Origin of the sequence: Saccharothrix sp. BKS2, assembly GCF_047689505.1 — a bacterium.
Classification (GTDB): domain Bacteria; phylum Actinomycetota; class Actinomycetes; order Mycobacteriales; family Pseudonocardiaceae; genus Actinosynnema; species Actinosynnema lopnurensis.
Window position 1 is genome coordinate 204,773 of record NZ_JAUQOL010000010.1, and the last position, 19,858, is coordinate 224,630.

At 74.5% G+C, this 19,858-nt stretch carries 17 protein-coding genes and 1 pseudogene; 4 read left to right on the forward strand and 14 right to left on the reverse strand.

All coding sequences use genetic code 11. The features are described from left to right. Positions 1-5 precede the first annotated feature (5 nt). Genes Q5530_RS22530 through Q5530_RS22545 form a run of 4 tightly spaced genes read right to left on the reverse strand, consistent with a single transcriptional unit; the run spans position 6 to position 3,586 of the window. The gene (locus Q5530_RS22530) at positions 6-542 is read right to left on the reverse strand and encodes a hypothetical protein (RefSeq protein ID WP_415364758.1); all 537 of its coding nucleotides are present in this window, start codon (positions 540-542) and stop codon (positions 6-8) included. A 41-nt stretch (positions 543-583) separates the two neighbouring features. Next, positions 584-2,062: a glutamate-cysteine ligase family protein gene (locus Q5530_RS22535; RefSeq protein WP_415364759.1), complete on the reverse strand. Its 1,479-nt coding sequence runs from the start codon at positions 2,060-2,062 to the stop codon at positions 584-586. 22 nt (positions 2,063-2,084) lie between these two features. Beyond that, positions 2,085-2,744 (reverse strand): 4'-phosphopantetheinyl transferase family protein, encoded by a 660-nt coding sequence (locus tag Q5530_RS22540; RefSeq protein ID WP_415364760.1) that lies wholly within the window; start codon positions 2,742-2,744, stop codon positions 2,085-2,087. Next, positions 2,741-3,586 carry a metallophosphoesterase family protein gene (locus Q5530_RS22545; protein ID WP_415364761.1) on the reverse strand — a complete coding sequence of 282 codons (846 nt, stop codon included), beginning with the start codon at positions 3,584-3,586 and terminating at the stop codon, positions 2,741-2,743. Before Q5530_RS22545 ends, Q5530_RS22540 begins: the two co-directional genes overlap by 4 nt. A 415-nt stretch (positions 3,587-4,001) precedes the next feature. Between Q5530_RS22545 and Q5530_RS22550 the strand changes: the two are divergent. From Q5530_RS22550 to Q5530_RS22560, 3 genes and pseudogenes are all read left to right on the forward strand, one after another. Next, positions 4,002-4,343 (forward strand): annotated as a pseudogene (locus Q5530_RS22550) (transposase); the annotation flags it as partial. A gap of 97 nt (positions 4,344-4,440) precedes the next feature. Then, complete coding sequence (locus tag Q5530_RS22555) at positions 4,441-4,692, forward strand: hypothetical protein (RefSeq protein WP_415364762.1); 252 nt, start codon at positions 4,441-4,443, stop codon at positions 4,690-4,692. A 163-nt stretch (positions 4,693-4,855) separates the two neighbouring features. Continuing rightward, positions 4,856-5,653: an alpha/beta fold hydrolase gene (locus tag Q5530_RS22560; RefSeq protein ID WP_415364763.1), complete on the forward strand. Its 798-nt coding sequence runs from the start codon at positions 4,856-4,858 to the stop codon at positions 5,651-5,653. Positions 5,654-5,668: 15 nt separating this feature from the next. On the opposite strand, the gene Q5530_RS22565 is transcribed toward Q5530_RS22560, so the two are convergent. The 7 genes from Q5530_RS22565 to Q5530_RS22595 all read right to left on the reverse strand — a co-directional run bounded on the left by Q5530_RS22565 (position 5,669) and on the right by Q5530_RS22595 (position 15,999). Further along, positions 5,669-6,841 carry a histidine kinase gene (locus Q5530_RS22565; RefSeq protein ID WP_415364764.1) on the reverse strand — a complete coding sequence of 391 codons (1,173 nt, stop codon included), beginning with the start codon at positions 6,839-6,841 and terminating at the stop codon, positions 5,669-5,671. Further along, positions 6,838-8,556, reverse strand: a complete 1,719-nt coding sequence (locus tag Q5530_RS22570; protein ID WP_380633090.1) for a cation acetate symporter — start codon at positions 8,554-8,556, stop codon at positions 6,838-6,840. The genes Q5530_RS22565 and Q5530_RS22570 overlap by 4 nt, the downstream gene beginning before the upstream one ends. Continuing rightward, on the reverse strand, positions 8,553-8,936 hold the full coding sequence (locus Q5530_RS22575) for a DUF485 domain-containing protein (protein WP_415364765.1): 384 nt from the start codon (positions 8,934-8,936) through the stop codon (positions 8,553-8,555). Before Q5530_RS22575 ends, Q5530_RS22570 begins: the two co-directional genes overlap by 4 nt. Beyond that, positions 8,933-9,775 (reverse strand): LytR/AlgR family response regulator transcription factor, encoded by an 843-nt coding sequence (locus Q5530_RS22580; RefSeq protein WP_415364766.1) that lies wholly within the window; start codon positions 9,773-9,775, stop codon positions 8,933-8,935. Before Q5530_RS22580 ends, Q5530_RS22575 begins: the two co-directional genes overlap by 4 nt. A gap of 36 nt (positions 9,776-9,811) precedes the next feature. Further along, positions 9,812-10,120, reverse strand: coding sequence for a hypothetical protein (locus tag Q5530_RS22585; protein ID WP_415364767.1), 309 nt, complete (start codon positions 10,118-10,120; stop codon positions 9,812-9,814). Between the two features lie 322 nt (positions 10,121-10,442). Then, positions 10,443-13,457, reverse strand: a complete 3,015-nt coding sequence (locus Q5530_RS22590) for a BTAD domain-containing putative transcriptional regulator (protein WP_415364768.1) — start codon at positions 13,455-13,457, stop codon at positions 10,443-10,445. 46 nt (positions 13,458-13,503) lie between these two features. Beyond that, entirely contained in the window at positions 13,504-15,999 is a 2,496-nt protein-coding gene (locus Q5530_RS22595; protein WP_415364769.1) for a DEAD/DEAH box helicase, read from the reverse strand. Positions 16,000-16,195: 196 nt separating this feature from the next. On the opposite strand from Q5530_RS22595, the gene Q5530_RS22600 reads away from it, so the two are divergent. Beyond that, positions 16,196-17,044: an SDR family oxidoreductase gene (locus tag Q5530_RS22600; protein ID WP_415364770.1), complete on the forward strand. Its 849-nt coding sequence runs from the start codon at positions 16,196-16,198 to the stop codon at positions 17,042-17,044. A gap of 173 nt (positions 17,045-17,217) precedes the next feature. Here the strand turns inward: Q5530_RS22600 and Q5530_RS22605 are convergent, their stop codons facing one another. The 3 genes from Q5530_RS22605 to Q5530_RS22615 all read right to left on the reverse strand — a co-directional run bounded on the left by Q5530_RS22605 (position 17,218) and on the right by Q5530_RS22615 (position 19,727). After that, positions 17,218-18,330 carry a lytic polysaccharide monooxygenase auxiliary activity family 9 protein gene (locus tag Q5530_RS22605; RefSeq protein WP_415364771.1) on the reverse strand — a complete coding sequence of 371 codons (1,113 nt, stop codon included), beginning with the start codon at positions 18,328-18,330 and terminating at the stop codon, positions 17,218-17,220. A gap of 367 nt (positions 18,331-18,697) precedes the next feature. Then, positions 18,698-19,117: an SRPBCC family protein gene (locus Q5530_RS22610; protein ID WP_415364772.1), complete on the reverse strand. Its 420-nt coding sequence runs from the start codon at positions 19,115-19,117 to the stop codon at positions 18,698-18,700. Positions 19,118-19,145: 28 nt separating this feature from the next. Beyond that, the gene (locus Q5530_RS22615) at positions 19,146-19,727 is read right to left on the reverse strand and encodes a uridine kinase family protein (protein WP_415364773.1); all 582 of its coding nucleotides are present in this window, start codon (positions 19,725-19,727) and stop codon (positions 19,146-19,148) included. Positions 19,728-19,858 lie beyond the last annotated feature (131 nt).

Here is a 19,858-nt window from a genome sequence, read left to right on the forward strand (position 1 = left end):
GCTCGTCACGCGGCGTGGTCGGAGAGCAGGCCGGCGCGGACGGCGGTGAGTTCGGCGCCGAGGCCGAGGCGCCCGGCGTGCCGGTCGTTCCACCGGCGCAGCCCGTCCGCGAGTTCCGACCCCGCCGCGAGGGCGATGCGTTCGAGGAACACCAGGGGCAGCGGGACGCCCAGCTGGTCGGCGAGCAGCCTGGTGGCCAGGCCCCGGCCGGCCGCGTCGGACAGGCTGGGCAGCCGGACGAGGGCGCGGACCAGGGACGTCGTGAGCATCCGCCGCGTGGTGCCGTCGAACGCGCTCGCCGTGGGGACGCGCAGTTCGCCGAGCGCTTCGGTGAGCCGGTCCGGACGCGCGCCCTGCTCCGCCAGGTACGCGTCGATGGTGTCCGGGGCGATCCCGGGATCGGCCGTCCCAGGCGACGACCCGTGAGCACCCGCGCCGCCGCGCGGCTCGGCCTCCAGCGCCCGCACCTTCGCCGTGGCCGCGTGCGCCACGCGCAGCGCGGTCAGCCGGTCGGCCCTGGCGCGGTCCAGCTGCTGCTCCACCCTCCGCCCGGAGGCCGCACGCCGGTCGGAAGACCCGCCGCTCAGCTCACCGGCCAGGTGTGCACCGGTTCGTTCGAGTGCATCAGGTCCCGGTACGTCCGCAGCATCCGCCGCAGCGCCTCCGGCCGGTCCAGCGCCGTGTGGTCGTAGTGCCGGTGGAACGCCCGCGCCTGCCACGTCGCCCCGTTCACCCCGGTCAGGCAGCGCTGCTCGATGATCCCCAGCAGCCGGTCGCGCTCGGCGGCCTCCACCTTCATCTTCACCAGGCCCTCGTGCGCCATCGGCAGCAGCCGCCGCAGGACCAGCTCCACCACCGGCACCGTTCCCAGCCCCGGCCAGTAGACCTGTGCGTCGATGCCGTTGCGCGCCCCGGCGGTGAAGTTCTCCTCCGCCGCGCTGAACGACATCTGCGACCACAGCGGCCGCTCCTCCTCGGCCAGCACCCGCACCAGCCCGTAGTAGAACGCCCCGTTCGCCAGGGTGTCCACGACCGTCGGCCCGGCGGGCAGCGTCCGGTTCTCCACCCGCAGGTGCGGCTTGTCCCGCACCACGTCGTACACCGGGCGGTTCCAGCGGTAGATCGTGCCGTTGTGCAGCCGCAGCTCGGCCAGCGACGGCGTGTCGCCCCGCTCCAGCACCTGCACCGGGTCCTCGGGGTCGCAGATCGGCAGCAGCGCCGGGAAGTAGCGCACGTTCTCCTCGAACAGGTCGAAGATGGACGTGATCCACCGCTCCCCGAACCACACCCGCGGCCGGACGCCCTGCTCCTTCAGCTCGTCGCTGCGGGTGTCGGTGGCCTGCTGGAACAGCGCGATCCGGGTCTCCCGCCACAGCTCCTTGCCGAGCAGGAACGGCGAGTTCGCGCCCACCGCCACCTGCACGCCGGCGATCGCCTGGGCCGCGTTCCAGTAGGGCGCGAACGCGTCCGGCGACACCTGGAGGTGGAACTGCGTCGACGTGCACGCCGCCTCGGGCACGATCGAGTCGGCCGTCATCTGCAACCGCTCGACGCCGTCGACGGAGATCTGGATGTCCTCGCCGCGCGCCGCCAGCACCTGTTCGTTGAGCAGCGCGTACCGGGGGTTGCCCGACAGCGCCTCCTCGGCCATGTGCTTGGCCTGGAGCGTCGGCAGGATGCCGATCATCACCATGTGCGCGTCGACCTCGCGCGCCTTGCGGTCGGCCTCGTTGAGCGAGTCCCGCACCACCGACTCGAACTCGGTGATCCCGCCCGCGGTCAGCTGCCGCGGCGCGACGTTGATCTCCAGGTTCCACTGGCCGAGCTCGGTGACGAAGTCCGGGTCGGCGATGGCCTCCAGCGCCTCGGCGTTGCGCATCGCCGGGTCGCCGGCGTCGTCCACGAGGTTCAGCTCGATCTCCAGCCCGGTCATGGGCCGGTCCACCTCGAACCGCGACTCGCTCAGCATCCGGGCGAACACGTCGAGGCAGCGACGCACCTTCGTGCGGTACCGCGTGCGGTCCTCCCGGGTGAACTCGTGCCGCCCGACGTCGTCGCCCATTGCCCGCCTCCCAGCCGGTGGATCAGCGCGCGGGTACCGCGATCGCGGTCACCACAAACCCCTCGCGGGCCAGCCAGCGCCCGGTGAACCCGGTGACGGCGACACCGTCCACGACCGGCGGCTCCACCAGGATGCGGGCGCTGAACGTGCCGTCGTCCGGGTGGATGGTCACCTCCGCGTCCTCGAACCCCAGCCACCGCCGGGCCAGCGGGTACCACGCCTTGTAGACCGTCTCCTTGGCGCTGAACAGCAGCCGGTCCCAGGCGACCTTGTCGCTCGCGTCCCGCAGCCCGTCCATCCGCGCCAGCTCGGCGGGCAGCGCGATGGCGCCCAGCACCCCGTCCGGCGTCGGTTCGTTCGGCTCGGCGTCGATCCCGATCGTGCGCACCTGGTCGGTCCGGCCCACGGCCGCCGCCCGGTAGCCCTTGCAGTGCGTGATGCTGCCGACCACCCCGTCGGGCCACGCGGGCTCGCGCGAGGGCATGGGCACCAGCGGCGCGGGCGGGAAGCCGAGGGCCGCCAGCGCGGTGCGCGCGCAGTGCCGCCCGGTGGCGAACTCGCGGCGCCTCTTGTCCACCGCCCTGGCCACGTGCTGCTCCTCCTCGGGGAACAGCACCACCCCGTCGGGGTCGCCGAAGACGTCGAACGCCGAGACCGGCGGTGCGAGCAGGTCCGTGATCATCGGGCGTCCCCCTCGCGCAGCACGTCGAGCAGCGGCGCCGCGGTCCAGCCCCGGGGCTGCCACTCCCTCGGGTAGCCCAGCGACACCTCGTCGAAGCGCACGCCGTCCTTCCGGATGGTGCGCGGGATGTGCAGGTGGCCGTAGACGGCGACGGCCGCCCGGAACCGCAGGTGCCAGTCCGCGGTGCGCTCCGTGCCGCACCACAGGGCGAACTCGGGGTAGCGCAGCACGAACGTGGGGTCCCGGACGAGCGGCCAGTGGTTGATCAGCACCGTGCGCAGCGACGGGTCGACGGCCGCCAGCCGCCGCTCGCTCTCCGCGACCCGGGCGGCGCACCACGCCTCGCGGCTCGGGTAGGGGTCCGGGTGCAGGAAGTACTCGTCGGTGCAGACGACCCCGGCGTTCTGGGCCGCGGCCAGCGCCGACGCCTTGTCCGTCGTCCCGGCGGGCCGGAACGTGTAGTCGTAGAGCGTGAACAGCGGCGCCACCGCGACCGGCCCGCCCGCGCCCTCGAACACCGCGAACGCGTCCTCGGGCGTCAGCACGTCGATGCTGCGGCACAGCTCCACGAGCTGCTTGTAGCGCACCTCGCCGCGCGCCTGCACCGAGTCGTCCTTCGTCGTCCAGAGCTCGTGGTTGCCCGGCGACCAGACCACCCGGGAGAACCTCCGGCGCAGGAGGCCCAGCGCCCACTCGACGTCGTCGAACTTCTCCGCCACGTCGCCGGCCACGATGAGCCAGTCGTCGGGGGAGTGCGGGTGGATCGCGTCGACGAACTGCCGGTTCTGCTGGTAGGTCACGTGCAGGTCGCTGGTGGCGAGCAGGCGGGGCGGGGTGGTCACCTCCCGAGCGTATCGCCGGCGGGGCGACTCGGGGAGTGACCGCTCATCCGCTCGTCGCTCGCGGGGGCCCGTTCGGCGGCGCCCGGGTGGCCGCGTGACGCTGCACCGCTCCCGTTCGTCGCGCGTCGTCTTACCAGGGGGCGCCGGTGTTCCTAGCGTGATGGGTATCACGACGTCCTGGGCGGAGGACCCGATGACCAACCAAGTACGACCCGCGCAACCGTTCGGCCGAACGGTCGGTGCGGAGATCGCCCGGCAGGTGCAGCAGCACGCGTACCCGGTGGCCGCGCCGCGGCGCGCCGACGACGCCGCCCTGGCCACGTTGCTGCGCGCCCGCCAGCGCGGCGACGCCCAGCGGCAGGAGCCGTGGGTGCGCCGGGCGCCCGAGGCGCCGCCCCGACCCCCGCACGCCGACGTGATCGAGCAGCTGGCCGCGCGCCTGGTGCCGCCGTCGCTGTGGGCGGTGGTCGAACCGCTCATCCCGCCGGCCAAGGTGCGCCGCCAGGGCGGCGGCCGGGGCCGGGTGTCGGACCGGGCGATCTTCACCGCGATCGTGTTCGTGCTGACCAGCGGTTGCGCGTGGCGGCACCTGCCGCCCACGTTCGGTGTGACCGTGCCCACGGTGCACCGGCGGTTCCAGGAGTGGACCGAGGCGGGCCTGTGGCTGCGGCTGCGGCGGGTGGCGGTGGACGGCGCGGTGGACGAGGCCGAGTGGCTCGGGCTGGTCCTGGACGCGGCGGAACGGCGCGGCGCACGAGCCGCGGGGTAGTTCGAGCAGGGGAACGGCGGCCGGCGCGCGGGCGTCCCACCGAAGAGGTCCGCGCGACCGCTGTCCCCCGGAGGTGGCGATGATGATGCCGGAGTTGTCCAGACGCGAGGTCGCCCTGCTGCGCGCGACCGACGCCCACCGGGTCGAGCTGACCGGGAGCGAGGAGCCCGACGTGCGGGTGGACGCGCTGCCGTTCTGCGACCCGGTCACCGCGCGGGGGCTGGTGCACGCGGGCCTGATCCGGCCGGTCGTGCCGGTGGCGCCGGGCCAGTGGGCCGCGGCCTGCCTGACCGAGGCGGGCGCGGCGGCGCTGGGGTCGGCCTTGCTGGTGGCCTGAGACCGGCCCTCTGGTGGGCCGAGGCGTGGCCTGAGACCGGCCCTGCCGGTGGCCTGTCGGCCGTGCCGGTGGCCTGAGCCGGTCCTGCCGGCAGCCTGAAGCCGACCCGACCGCCAGCCGTTCGCCGGGTGCTCACCCGGCCGGGATTCGCTTGACTGGGTTCATGACGCCCCCGGTGCACGCGACCGTCGTCGAAGGCCCCACCGGCGCACCACCCGCCGTGTTCCTGCACGGCGTGCTCAGCTGGGGCGACGACGAGGTCTACGGCTTCGGCAACCAGCGCCCGCTGGCCGCGTGCCGGCGGCTGCTCCTGGTGGACCGCCGGGGCTACGGCGACAGCCCCGACCTCGACGGCCCGCACCGCAGCGACTACGTGGTGGACGCGGAGGACGTCATCCCTCTGCTGGGCGACGGCGCTCACCTGGTCGGGCACTCGTACGGCGCGGTGGCCGCGATGCTCGCCGCCGCGGCGCGCCCCGACCTGGTCCGCTCGCTGTGCCTGGTCCAGCCCGGTGCGCTGCGTCCCGCCGAGGGCCACCCGGTGGTCGCCGACGCCCTCGCCCGTGCCCGCGCGGCCACGGCCGCCATGCCCGACCTGACCCCCGAGGACTACCTGAGGCTGTCCACCGACGCCGTCGGCCTGCCCGCGCCGGAGCCCACGCCGCACCGGCTGCGCGCGGCCCGCGCCACCATGGGCGAACGGCCGTGCTGGGACGCCGACGTGCCGCTGGAGCCGCTGGCCGCCGCCGGGTGGCCGGTCCTGGTGGTGCTGGGCGACTGGACGGGGGCACCCGCGCGGTACCGGCGGCTGGCCGGCGAGCCGCTGATCGCCGCCGGTGGCGAGATCGCCTGGCGGGTGGGCGCGGAACTGCTCACCGTGCCCGGCTACTACCCGCACGTGCAGCGGGCGGAGCAGGTGAACGCGGCGCTGGAGGCGCTGTGGGCGCGGGCGGACGCCTAGCCGGGCGGCCCGGCCTCAGGCGTGCACGCCGGCCGAGTACTTCGGCACCCGCACGCTGACCTTCGTGCCCAGCCCCCGCTCCGTCTCCACCACCAGCCCGTAGTCGTCGCCGTAGCAGCGGCGCAGGCGCTCGTCGACGTTCCCCAGCCCGATGCCCGCCGTCTCGCCGACCTGACCGGCCAGGGTCCGGCGCAGCGCCTCGGGGTCCATGCCGATGCCGTCGTCCTCGATGGTGATGTGCGCTTCCTCGCCCGCGTCCGCCGCCAGGATCGAGATGCGCCCGGGGCCCACCTTGCCCTCCATCCCGTGCCGCACCGCGTTCTCCACCAGCGGCTGGAGGCACAGGAACGGCACGGTCACCGGCAGCACCTCGGGCGCGATCTGGAGCGTCACCTGCAACCGCTCGCCGAACCGGGCGCGCTCCAGCGCCAGGTACTGGTCGATCGACTTGAGCTCCTCCGACAGCGTGGTGAAGTCACCGGCCCGGCGGAACGAGTAGCGGGTGAAGTCGGCGAAGTCCAGCAGCAGCGTGCGGGCGCGCTCGGGGTCCGTGCGCACGTAGGAGGCGATCGCGGACAGCGAGTTGTAGATGAAGTGCGGCGAGATCTGCGCCCGCAGCGCCCGCACCTCCGCCTCCACCAGCCGGGTCCGCGACCGGTCCAGCTCGGCCAGCTCCAGCTGCCCGGACGCCCACCTGGCCACCTCGTTCGTGGCCCGCACCAGCCCCGCCGACGCCTCCCGGCTGTAGGCGGCGAGCACGCCCACCACCCGGCCCTCCACGGTCAGCGGCGCGAGCACCGCCGTGTGCACCGGGCAGTCGGGGCGCGCGCAGGTGATGTCGAACGCCCTGGTGCGCCCGGTGCCGAACACGTCCGCCGCCAGGTCCATCGCCTCGGCCGCGTGGTGGGCGCCCTCGCCCTCCCAGGCCACCACCTCGGTCTCGTCGGTCAGCGCCAGCGCCGGCGTGCCGAGCAGCGTGCGCAGGTGCTTGGCCGACTTCTTCGCCGCGTCCGGCACCAGCCCGGCGCGCAGCGGCGGCGCGGCCGACCACGCCGTGTGCAGCGTCTCGAACGTGATCCGCTGCTCCTGGGTCAGGAAGTCGTTGCGGGTGCGCGAGGTCCACCACAGCGTGATCACCACCGCGAGACCGACCAGCAGTATCGCGCCGACCGTCCACACCGCGGTCACAACCGGTCCTGGCTGCGCAGGCCCAGGTTCTCCGGCGCGTGCAAGCGCACCATCACGTGGTTCACCCCCGGTGGCACCCGACGCGGCGTCAGCAGCGACACCACGTACATCACGACGAAGCCGAGCGGCACGGTCCAGGCGGCGGGCCGGGCCAGGAACACGTGGTACCACGAACCGGCGCCGCCGCTGATCGTGACCAGCCCGGCCACCAGCGCGGGCAGCCCGCCCGCGAGCATCCCGGCGACCGCGCCCGCCGTGGTGATCCGGGTGCTCCAGATGCCCAGCACCAGCAGCGGGCACAGCGACGAGGCCGCCACCGCGAACGCCAGCCCGACCATGTCCGCCACCGGAACCTTGCCCACCAGCCAGGTCATGCCCAGCGGCACCAGCACGGCGGGCACCGTCGACACCCGGAACCCGCTGACCCCGCGCAACCGCAGCACGTCCCGGCTCAGCACCCCGGCCAGCGACACCATCAGCCCCGAGGACGTGGACAGGAACGCGGCGAACGCGCCGCCCGCCACCAGCGCGCCCAGCAGCTGCCCGCCCAGCCCGTCGACCACCCGGCTGGGCAGCACCAGCACCACCGCGTCGGTGTTGCCGGTCATCAGCAGCTCCGGCGTGTAGAGCCGGCCGAGCGCGCCGTAGATCGGCGGCACCAGGTAGAACACCCCCAGCAGGCCCAGCACGATCAGCGTCGTCCGCCGCGCCGCGCGCCCGTTGGGGTTGGTGTAGAAGCGCACGATCACGTGCGGCAGGCCCATGGTGCCCAGGAACGTGGCGATGATCAGCGAGTACACCGCGTACAGCGGGAACCGCTCGCCGCCGCGCATGGGCATCGCCCAGGTCTCGTTGGTGTTCGCCGGGATCGAGCTGACGTGCGGCACGGCCGCGCCGCCGGGGAACGTCAGCCGCGAGCCCGCGGCCGCGGTGTGGTCGCCGGGGGCCAGTTCGCCGAGGCCGTCCACCCGGTGCCCGTCCACCACGCCGGTGCCGGTGTAGGGGATGGTCTCCGGCACGTGGAACGAGGCGGCGCCGTCGAAGGTCACCGTGGTCTGGGCGGTGAACTCGGGGTACTCCGGCCCGGTCAGCCCCTTCGCGCCGTGCGCGTGCCAGGCCACCACCAGGAACACCACCGGCACCGCGATCGCGGTCAGCTTGAGCCAGTACTGGAACGCCTGGACGAAGGTGATGCTGCGCATCCCGCCGGAGGCCACGTTCAGCGTGACCACCACCGCCACCACCAGCGCGCCCACCCAGTCCGGCGCGCCGGTGACCGTGTGCAGGGTCAGCCCCGCGCCCTGGAGCTGCGGCAGCAGGTACAGCCAGCCGATGCCCAGCGCGAACGCCGCCGCGACCGCCCGCACGGTCGGCGAGCCGAACCGGGCCTCGGCGAAGTCCGGCAGCGTGTACGCCCCGCTGCGCCGCAGCGGCGCGGCGACCAGCGCGAGCAGCACCAGGTAGCCGGCCGTGTAGCCGACCGGGAACCACAGCATGTCCGGTCCGTGCGCGAACACCAGGCCCGCGATGCCGACGAACGACGCGGCCGACAGGTACTCGCCGCCGATGGCCGAGGCGTTCCACCACGGCGAGACGGTGCGCGAGGCGACGAAGAAGTCCGAGGTGGTGCGCGAGATCCGCAGGCCGTAGGCGCCGACCAGCACCGTCCCGATCGCCACCGCCAGCACCGCGATGATGCCGTAGGTGCTGCTCACGACCGTTCCACCAGCTCGGCGAACTCGCGTTCACCGCGCTCGGCCTGCCGCACGTAGAACCAGCCCGCCAGGACGAACACGGGGAACACCAGCACGCCCAGCAGCAGCCACGGCAGCGGCACGCCCAGCAGCCGCTGCGCGCCGACCGAGGGCACGAGCGTGAACAGCAGCGGCAGCGCCGCCACGCTCCCGCACACCACCGCGCACAGCAGCAGCCCGAGCCGGCGCTGGGTGCGGATCAGCGAGCGCATGTAGACCGCGCCCAGCTCGCTCTGCTCGTCGATCTCCCGCGAGGCGGGGTAGGGGCGGGGTGCGCGCGGCGCGCGGGTGCGCGGGCTCGTCACCACCACGCGCTGACGCGGCGGCTGCGGTCCCGTCACGACGGCTGCCGGTTGCGGCGCACCAGCAGCTGCCGCAGCTGCCGGGCGTGCCGCCGGCTGACCGGGAGCACCGCGCCGCCGATGTTGACGCTCAGGTGGCCGTCCTCCAGGCGCAGCTCGTCGATGTGCCCGAGCGACACCAGGTGGCTGCGGTGGATGCGCACGAACCCGGCCGACCGCCAGCGCTCCTCCAGGCCGTTGAGCGCGGCGCGCACCAGCCCGCTGCCGGTGGCGGTGTGCAGCCGGGCGTAGTCGCCGTGCGCCTCGACGTAGCGGATGTCGGCCAGCCTGATGAACCGGGTGATCCCGCCCAGCTCGACCGGGATGACCTCGTCGCCCACGTCCGGCGGCTTCTCCGCGGGCGCCGCGGCGGGGACCGGTTCGGCGGTCTTGGAGTCCAGCACCTCGTGCACGATCCGGTGCACCGACTCGGCGAGCCGCTCCGCGCGCACGGGCTTGAGCAGGTAGTCCAGCGCCTTGAGCTCGAACGCCTCGACCGCGGGCTCCTGGTGGGCGGTGACGAACACGATCGGCGGCGGCTGGGCGAACCGGGACAGCACGCGGGCCAGGTCCAGCCCGTCCAGGCCGGGCATCCGGATGTCCAGGAACACCGCGTCCACCGGCTGCCCGGCGTCCATGGCGCGGTGCAGCGTGCGCAGCGCCTTGGTCGCGTCGGTCACCGCCTCCACGTGGCCCACGCGCGGGTCGGAGCGCAGCAGGTAGACGAGGTCCTCCAGGGCGGGGGCCTCGTCGTCCACCGCGAGCACCCGCAGCGTCCGGTCGAGTGCCCCTCGGCGCTCCGGGCCCTCGCAGAGGGGACAGGGCAGTCCTGAGGTCATCAGCTTCCAATGCGGTGCGGTCGACGGCGACGGCGATTAGACCACCGGACGCCCATCCTCGCTCCTTGAGGCGACCGAGGGCAACGACCGCCGCGCGGCCGCGGCGTCGCCCAGGGTGACCTCCAGTTCGAGGAACGCCTCCTCCGCCCGCCGCGCCGCCAGCGACACCGAGGCCGCCGCCGCGCTGCCCACGAACCGCCGGGTCGGCTCCTGGAGACCCCGGACCACCTCGGACCACCGGTTGGCCAGCCGCGCGAGCTCGGTGAGCGCGGAGACCAGCTCGGCGGGGGTGCTCGGCGGCCCGGCGGGGATCCGCGCCGGCTCGACGTGCGGATCGAAAGCCATGCCAACCCCCCGGTCGTGAGCCGCTCGTGCACCGGAACCCGATGCTCCGCCCCGTGGGCGGGGAGGTCAACGACCTGGGGGAGTGGTCTTGATTGGTGCCCCGGGCCGCGCCGCCGGCGGAGGGGAGCACACCGCCCGGAGGTGTGGCGTTCGGCCTGGTGGGCGCGGTGGGGGCGCTGGGCGGCGGGGGTGCTGCGCGATGAGGCTCTGGGCGCGCTCTGCCCCGCCCGGCCCGCTCTGCCCCGCCCGGCCCGCTCTGCCCCGCCCGGCCCGCCTGCCCGGCTGCCCGCCCCGCGTCGCCCGCCCCGCTCAGCCCCCTCGCTCAGCCCGGTTCCGCCAACGCCGCCGCCGCCACCCGCTCGAACACCGTGAACCCACCGCGCTCGGCCAGGTCGGCCAGCGCGCGGGCGTGCCGCAGCGCCTCCGCCCGCCGCCCGTCCGCCACCAGCGCCGTCACCAGGTGCCCGTGCGACTGGGCCACCCCGAACAGGTACTCCGTGGACGCCGCCAGCTCCAGCGCCCGCAGGTGGGCCGCCACGGCGGGACCCGGCTTGCCCAGGTGCCGCACCACCAGTCCCAGCGCGTTCTGCACCTCCGCCTCGACGCGCGGGTAGCCGCCCAGCTCGTGGACCAGCCCCAGGGCCCGCTGCGCCGTCCGCAGCGCCTCCACGCGGTCACCGCCCAGGCACAGCGCCACCGCCAGGTGCGCCAGCGCCTCGGCCCGCGCGGGTCGCACCCCGGTCCGGTACCAGGACGCCTCCGCGTGCCGCAGCAGCTCGACCGCCGCCGGGTAGTCGCCCTGCGCCGTGCGGCAGCGCGCGAGCAGGCCCGCGCACGTCGCCTCCACGTTGGACCCGTCCGCGGCGCGGGCCAGCGCCAGGCCCTCCGCCAGCAGCTCCGCCGCCCCCGCCGCGTCGCCGCGCATCAGCCGCAGCGCGCCGTGCCCGGCGAGCGCCCCGATCCGCACGTGCGGCGGCGCCCAGTCCTCGCCCGCGAGGGCCGCCACCCGGTCGAACGCGGCCCCGGCCGCCGCCAGCTCGCCCAGCTCCATGCGCACGACGCCGTCCAGGCCGGCGTGCAGCCACCTCAGCAGGCCGTTCGGGCGGACCAGCGCCAGGTGCCGCAGCGCCACCCGGGGGTTGCCCAGGTTGCGGTGCTCGGTGGCCAGCCACACCAGCGTGGTCGCCTCCGCGTCCCGGTCGCCCGCCGCGCGCGCCGCGCCCAGCGCCGCGTTGACCGCGTGCAGGAACTCCACGTGGTGGCCGTGCGAGCCGAAGTACCCGCTGACCGCGTCGATCAGCCGCCACGACAGCTCGCGCGGGCCGTGCGCGGCGCAGTGCTCGGTCGCCGCCAGCACGTTCGGCCGCTCGGCCTCCAGCCACGCCCGCGCCTCGTCCGGGCCCAGCCGCGGCGGCCCGGACCGGCCCAGCTCCGGGTACAGCACGTCGCCCACCTCGACGGCCGTGCGCAGGTACCAGTCGAACAGGCGCCGCCGCGCCGACCCGAGGTCCTCGCCCTCCACCGCGGCCCGGTCGGCCGCGTAGTCCCGGATCAGGTCGTGCGGCGCGAACCGGTCCACGCCCACCCGCTGCACGAGGTGCGCCGACGCCAGGTCGTCCAGCAGCCCCCGCGCCACCTCCTCGGGCGCGTCCAGCAGCGCCGCCGCGCCGCCCGCGCCGAAGTCCGACCCCGGCAGCACGGCCACCAGCCGGAACAGCCGCGCCGCGGCCGGCGCCAGCGCCGCGTACGACAGGTCGAACGCCCGCCGCACCGCCGCGGTGTCGTCGTTGTCCACGGCCAGCGCGGTCAGCCGGTCGCCGCCGCGCAGCTCCGCCACGTAGGAGGCGATGTCCCCGTGCGGCGAGCCGACCAGGTTGCCCAGCGCGATCCGCAGCGCCAGCGGCAGGTACCCGCACAGCCGCGCCAGCTCGGCCAGCGCGTCGAACTGCGACGCCGCGGCCTCCGGGCCCACCGACCGCGCCAGCAGCTTCCACGCCTCGTCGCCGCGCAGCACGTCCAGCCGCACGGTCGTCGCACGCAGCGGGTGGCGCAGCTCGTTGCGGCTGGTGATCAGCACCGAGCAGCCGGGATCGCCGGGCCCGGGTTCCCGGTGCCCGACCCCCTCGGGCAGCAGCGGCAGCACCTGCCCGACCGACGCCGCGTTGTCCAGCGTGATCAGCACCCGCCGCCCGCGCAGCCGCGCCCGGTAGCCGCGGACCAGCTCGTCCTCGCCCACCGGGATGTGGTCGGCCCGCACGCCCAGGGCCCGCAGGAACCGCGCCAGCACCACAGGGGTGGGCAGCGGCGGCGAGGTCGAGTGCCCGCGCAGGTCCACGTACAGCTGCCCGTCCGGGTACCGCTCGCGCGCCGCGTGCCCCGCCGCCACCGCGAACGCCGTCTTGCCCACGCCCGGCGGCCCGCACACCACCACGGCCGCCCCGGACCGGGCGAGCCGGCCGGCCACCCGGGTCAGCTCCGCCGCCCGCCCCACGAAGTTCCCCACCGGCGCGGGCAGCTGCGCCGCGGACGACCACGCGGGCTCGACCGGCCGGGGCGGCGCCTGGTCACCGGCCAGGATCGCGCGGTGCACCGCGCGCAGCGGCTCGCCCGGGTCCACGCCCAGCTCGCGGGCCAGCACCGTGGCCGCCTGCCGGTAGGCGTCCAGCGCGTCGGCCTGCCGGTCCGCCCGGTGCAGCGCCACCATCAGCTGCGACCAGAACCGCTCGCGCAGCGGGTGCCGCGCGGTCAGCCTGCGCAGGTCGGCGATCACCTCCTCGCACCGGCCCAGCTCCAGCCGCACGTCCACCAGCTCCGAGGTCACCAGCAGCCGCCGCTCGACCAGGCAGGGCGCCTCGACCTCGTGCAGCGACTCCGACGGCACGTCCGCCAGCGGCACGCCCCGCCAGCACGCCAGCGCCCGCTCGTACACCTCGACCGCCGCGGCCGGGTCGCCCGCCCGGACCAGCTCCGCGCCCCGCGCGGCCAGCGCCTCGAACCGGTGCAGGTCCAGCGCGTCGGGCGGCAGGTCGATCCGGTACCCGGTGGGGGTGGTGCGGATCAGCTGCGGCTCGCCGAGCGCGCGCCGCAACCGCATCACGTACACGGGCAGCGTCTGCGCGGCGCGGTCCGGCGGCGCCTCGCCCCACACCCGGCGGACCAGCTCGGCCGGGGGCACCGACCGGTTCGCGCCCAGCAGCAGGGTGGCCAGGACGATCCGGTGCTTGGCCGCGGTGACCTCGACCGTCCGGCCGTCGCGGCGGACCACCAGGGGCCCCAGCACGCCGAACTCGTCCCGCGACAGCGCCCCGCCTCCGATCTGGAAGTCGACTTCGACCATGGTCGTACTCCGGTCCGGACCGGAGTACCACCGGATGGCCCCGGACCTACAGCCGGCCGACTTCGGTGACCCGCACCGCGGCCGTGCCGGTCTCGTCGGACTCGGCCAGGTCGATCTCGGCGGTGAAGCCCCAGTCGTGGTCGCGCGCCGGGTCGTCGAAGATCTGGCGCACCACCCAGCGCCCCGACTCCTCGCTGATCACCAGCATGGCGGGGCCGCGCGCGTCCGGGCCGGTGCCGATGTCGCCGTGGTCCTCGAAGTACGGCTCCAGCGCGTCCTGCCAGTCCTCGGCCGACCAGCCCGCGCCGCCGTCGAGCTGGCCCAGCTCGTAGTAGTTGCGCCGGGCCGCCAGCTCCACCCGCCGGAACAGCGCGTTGCGCACCAGCACCCGGAACGCGCGCACGTTGCGGGTGACCGCGGGCGGCACGTCGGTGAGCGCCGCCTCGGCCTCCTGGGCGGGGTTGCGCAGCTTCTCCCACTCGTCGAGCAGGCTGGAGTCGACCTGGCGGACCAGCTCGCCCAGCCACTCCTGGAGGTCGCTGAGCTCCTCGGTCTTGGCGTCCTCGGGCACGGTCTGCCGCAGCGCCTTGTACGCGTCGGCCAGGTACCGCAGGACCAGGCCCTCGGAGCGGGCCAGCTGGTAGTGCGAGACGTACTCGGCGAAGGTCATCGCCCGCTCGAACATGTCCCGCACGACCGACTTCGGCGACAGGTGGTGGTCGGCGACCCAGGGGTGCCCGCGCCGGTAGGTGGCGAACGCGGCCTCCAGCAGCTCGGCGAGCGGCTTCGGGTGCGTCACGTCCTCCAGCAGCGCCATCCGCTCCTCGTACTCGATGCCCTCGGACTTCATCGCGCCGATCGCGTCGCCGCGCGCCTTGTGCTCCTGCGCGGACAGCACCTGGCGCGGGTCGTCCAGGGTGGACTCGACCACCGACAGCACGTCGAGCGCGTACGACGGCGACTCGCGGTCCAGCAGCTCGACCGCGGCCAGCGCGAACGGCGACAGGGGCTGGTTGAGCGCGAAGTTCACCTGGAGGTCGACGGTGAGCCGGATGTCGTCGCCCTGCCGCTCCACCACGCCCGCGGCCAGCAGGCCCCGGTACATCGAGATGGCGCGCAGGACGTGCCTGCGCTGCGACGGCCGGTCCTCGTGGTTGTCCTCCAGCAGGTGCCGCATCGCGGCGAAGGCGTTGCCGGGGCGGCCGATGACGTTGAGCAGCATGGCGTGGCTGACCTGGAAGCTCGACGTGAGCGGCTCGGGCTCGGCGTTCTTGAGCCGCTCGAACGTCTGGTCGCTCCAGGACACGAAGCCCTCGGGCGCCTTCTTGCGCACCACCTTGCGCCGCTTCTTCGGGTCGTCGCCCGCCTTGGCCAGCGCCTTCTCGTTCTCCACCACGTGGTCGGGCGCCTGGACCACGACCGTGCCCACGGTGTCGTAGCCGGCGCGGCCGGCCCGGCCCGCGATCTGGTGGAACTCGCGCGCCTTGAGGTGGCGGGTGCGCTGGCCGTCGTACTTGGACAGCGCGGTGAACACCACCGTGCGGATCGGCACGTTGATGCCCACGCCCAGGGTGTCGGTGCCGCAGATCACCTTCAGCAGGCCGGCCTGCGCCAGCTGCTCGACCAGGCGCCGGTACTTGGGCAGCATCCCCGCGTGGTGCACGCCGATGCCGTGCCGGACCAGCCGGGACAGCGTCTTGCCGAACCCGGAGGTGAACCGGAACCGGCCGATCATGGCCGCGATGTCGTCCTTCTGGGCGCGCGTGGCGACGTTGACCGACATCAGCGACTGGGCGCGCTCCAGGGCGGACGCCTGGGTGAAGTGCACGACGTAGACCGGGGCCTCGCGGCCGTGCAGCAGCTCCTCGATCGTCTCGTGCAGCGGCGTGGTGACGTACTGGAAGTGCAGCGGCACCGGGCGCTCGGCCGAGCGGACCGTGGTGGTGGGGCGGCCGGTGCGGCGGGTGAGGTCCTTCTCGAAGAAGGCGACGTCACCCAGCGTCGCCGACATCAGCAGGAACTGCGCCTGGGGCATCTCGACCAGGGGAACCTGCCACGCCCAGCCCCGGTCGGGCTCGGCGTAGAAGTGGAACTCGTCCATCACGACCTGGCCCACGTCGGCCCGGTCCCCGTCGCGCAGCGCGATGTTGGCCAGGATCTCGGCGGTGCAGCAGATGATCGGCGCGGTCTCGTTGACGCTCGCGTCGCCGGTCATCATGCCGACGTTCTCCGCGCCGAAGACGTCGATCAGCGCGAAGAACTTCTCCGAGACCAGGGCCTTGATGGGCGCGGTGTAGAAGGTGCGCCCGCCGCCGCCCTCGCGCTGGCGGGCCAGCGAGGCGAAGTGCGCGCCGGTGGCGACCAGCGACTTGCCGGAGCCGGTGGGCGTGCTGAGGATGACGTTCGAACCGGAGACGATCTCGATGAGCGCCTCCTGCTGCGCCGGGTACAGCGACAGCCCCCGGTCGGACGCCCACTCGGCGAACGCGTCGTAGAGGAGGTCGGGGTCGGGGGTGGCCGGCAGCCGGTCGGTGAGAGTCATCGCAGGCGGAGCATAGTGGTAACGCCGGGTGATGGGCTCCGCTGACCTGCCGTTCCGAGTGGTGGGGTCCGGGTCCCGGCCCTAGGGTGCCGGCGTGGCCGCCCGTCCCGGCGATCCCCGCGGCGGCGGCCCGCGGCGGCGGTCGGGCGTGCGGCCACGCACGTCCGTCGTCCGAACCACCCGCGAGGAACACACCATGATCGTCGTCACCGGCGCCACCGGTCAGCTCGGCCGCCTCGTCGTCACCGCCCTGCTGGACCGGGGCGTGCCCGCCGACGAGGTGGTCGCGGCCGTACGCGACCCGAGGAGGGCCGAGGACCTCGGCGTGACCGTGCGCGAGGCCGACTACGACCGGCCCGGGACCCTGGCCGGCGCGTTCCGGGGCGCGGAGGAGGTGCTGCTGATCTCCGGCAACGAGGTCGGCCGGCGCGTTCCGCAGCACCGGGCCGCGGTGGACGCCGCCAAGGCGGCGGGGGTGCGGCTGCTGGCCTACACCAGCGTCCTGCGCGCCGACACGACCACCGTCTCCGTGGCGCCGGAGCACCGGGCGACCGAGGAGTACGTCCGGGCGTCGGGCGTGCCCTTCAGCTTCCTGCGCAACGGTTGGTACAGCGAGAACTACGAGCAGACGATCAGGCAGGCGCTGGCCACCGGGGTGATCCCCGGCGCGGCCGGCGACGGGCGCGTCGCCTCGGCCTCCCGGGCGGACTACGCCGCCGCGGCGGCCGCCGTCCTGACCGGTGAGGGCCACGAGGGCACCGTCCACGAGCTGTCCGGCGACACCGCGTGGAGCATGGCCGACCTGGCCGCGATGATCACCGAGGTCTCCGGGACCGAGGTCGTCTACCAGGACCTGCCCGTCGAGCTCTACACCCGCACGCTCGCCGGCGTCGGGCTGCCCGAGGAGGTGGCGCTGATGCTGGCCCGCATGGACACCGACATCGCCGCCGGCCTGCTCGCCGACACCCCGGGCGAGCTGTCCCGGCTCCTCGGCCGGCCCACCACGCCGATGCGGGACACCGTCCTCGCCGTGGTGAAGGGCTGAGGTCCCCGTCTTCACCCGATCGGGGGCGAACAGCGCGACGCGGGGGTTCCAGGCCGGTGCCATCGGCCTGGAACCCCCGCGTCGGGTTCAGTCGGGGACCGGGGTCCGGTCCCGCCCCTCCCGTGCCGGACCGGCCCGGTCAGGAGTCGGTTCAGCTCAGGGGCCGGTGCGGCTCAGGGGCTGGTGCAGGTCACCGTGGGCAGCGGGTTGGTGCCGCTGTAGCTGCCGGTGAAGCCGAACTTCGCCGTGCCCGAGGGCGCGACCGTGCGGTTCCAGTCCACGTTGCTCACGGCCACCTGGGACCCGGAGCCGGACCGCACGCCGTTCCAGACGCTGTTGACCACCTGACCACTGGCGAGGTTCCACCTGGCGGTCCAGCCGTTGAAGGCGCTGGTGCCGTGGTTCATGATCTCGACCTCGCCCTGGAAGCCACCCGACCACGCGCTGGTGATCCGGTAGTTCGCCATGCAGCTCGCGTTGCCCGGCGGGTTCGTCGTCGTCGTGGTGGGCGTGGTCGTCGTCGTGCTGGTGCTGGTGCCCGTCGTGGTCGTGGTGGTGGTCGTGGTGCCGCCACCGCCGCCGACGCCCGTCTCCTGCCCGTTGCCGCCGTCGAACACGACGTCCGAGCAGTTGTAGAAGGTCTCCTGGCTGTCCGAGCGGGTCCACACCGAGTAGATGATGTGGCGGCCCGACTTGCCCGAGGGCAGGTTCGCGTTCCAGTAGTACTGGCCGTCCACGGTGCCCACCGAGCCGCTCGCCTGCGGGTTGGTCACGCTGTGGAACGGGGTGCTCTCCAGGTCGTCCCAGCCCAGCGCCCGGGTCGGGCTCCAGCTGTCCTTGGTGACGTACAGGTGGAAGGTGCCCGGGTGGGCGGCCCACATGTTGTAGGACCAGCGGATGTTCGAACCCGCGGTCAGGTGCGTCACGGGGTAGTCGTTGCGGGCGATGTCGAACCCGGAGAACGTCGGGTTGCCACCGCTGCACAGCTTGCCGTCGGGGATGAAGCCGCGGGTGCGGCCACCGCCGTCGGAGCGCAGCACGCCGAACCAGTTGTAGAGGGAGTTCGTGCCGCCCGCGGTGACCGCCGCGCTGCACGCGGGGTTCTGGGGGCGGATGTCGCCCTGCGGTGACAGGCCGTCCTTCCAGCACAGGAAGGTCCGGCTGCCCGGCTTCATCATGGCGCCGTGGGCGGACGCCGCCGGCGTGCTGACCACGTTCACGAGCACTGAGACCAGCACACCGGCCACGCCGGCCGCGGCCAGCGCGACCCATCGTCGGGTCTTCACCGTCGTGCACCTCCTCGTTGAGGTTCTGGGAACGCTCCCAGGAATCGGGCCAACTGTAGCCACGGACACAGCGGTCTGTGAATCTTCAGCTACCCAGTGCAGCCGGGTGGTCGAACGTGAGCGACCCTTCAGCGGAAGATCGCTACCCCCGGACGCGGGCATCGGGTCTGGGAAGGCTCCCAGAGGGCGTCGAACCGATCGGCGAGGTCTCGCCGCACGCCGAGGGCCCCGCACGCCGACGCCCCGCTCCCCGGCGACTCCGCTCTCCGGCGACCCCGCACGCCGAAGACCCCGCTCCTCCGGCCCGAGCAGGTCCGGGGGAGCGGGGTCCTCGGGGTGGCCTATCCGTTCCGGTCGGGTGGCGCGGTCACGCGGCGCCGTCGGTGGCCAGCGCGGCGAGCCGGTCCAGCGCCTGGCCCAGGTACTCGTCGGTCAGCTCGTGGACCTCGCCGCCCACCGCCTCGGGGTGCTCGCCGCGCACGTCGAGGTGCAGCACCACGCGGCTCGCGCCCGGCCCGTCCTCGTCCACCTGGAGCCAGCCCGAGTAGCCGTCGCCCTCCAGGTCGCCCCACTCCAGCCGCCGCTGCTCGGGGACGGCCGCCAGGTAGCCCTCGGCCTCGTCGATCTCGTCACCGATCGAGACCCGGCCGGTGACCCGCTCCGGCCCGCTCGACTCGACCTGGAGGCCGTCCGGCAGCCACGCCTCCATGGAGTTCACGTCCCGGGCGAGGTCGAACACCACCCGCGCGTCGACCGGGATCCTCTGCTCACGCTCGAACTCAGCCATGCCGCAGCCGTACCCGCGACGCGCGGGATTACACCGCCGCCGGGAGCCCGGCCCCGATCGAGGCCAGCTCCGCGCGGGCCCGGTGCGGGGCCACCGGCCGCATCCCGGCGTCCGCGCACCGGCGCACCACCTCGGGGTGCTCGCGCAGCAGCCGCAGGCCGCGGCGCAGCAGGAGCGGCACCGGCTTGCGCGCCTCGGCCACGTCCCGGGCGAACCGGCGGGCGAACGTGACCAGGGCGTTCGGCGCGAGCACGACCGCGTCGGCCAGCACCCCCGCCGCGCGGCAGCCCGTCACCAGCCGGTCGGCGAACAGGCCCTCGGCGATGAAGAAGCCCGGCGCGTCCAGCGTGCGGCAGCCCACCCGGCGGTCCTCGCCGATCGAGTACACCGGCGCGTCGACCGTGCCGGTGGTGGCCAACTCGACCACGGCGGCCAGCGCGTCCCCGGTGTTCCAGGAGCCCTCGGCGTCCCAGTCCGGGCGGCCCGCCTCGTCGCGGGGCAGCAGCGGGTCGTCGCCCTCGCGGTAGAAGTCGTCGAGCCGCAGCACGGGCCAGCCCAGGTGGGCGGCGAGGGTGGACTTGCCCGAACCGGAGGGGCCGGCGAGCAACACGGCGCGCGCGTGAACGGCAGGTGACGGCACGGGGCACGATTTTCGCACACGCTTGTCCGATCGTGCACCGCCGATGCTCCCGCTGTGCACCCGGCCTTGGTCACCGCGCGCGCGACCCAGCACCATGTGCG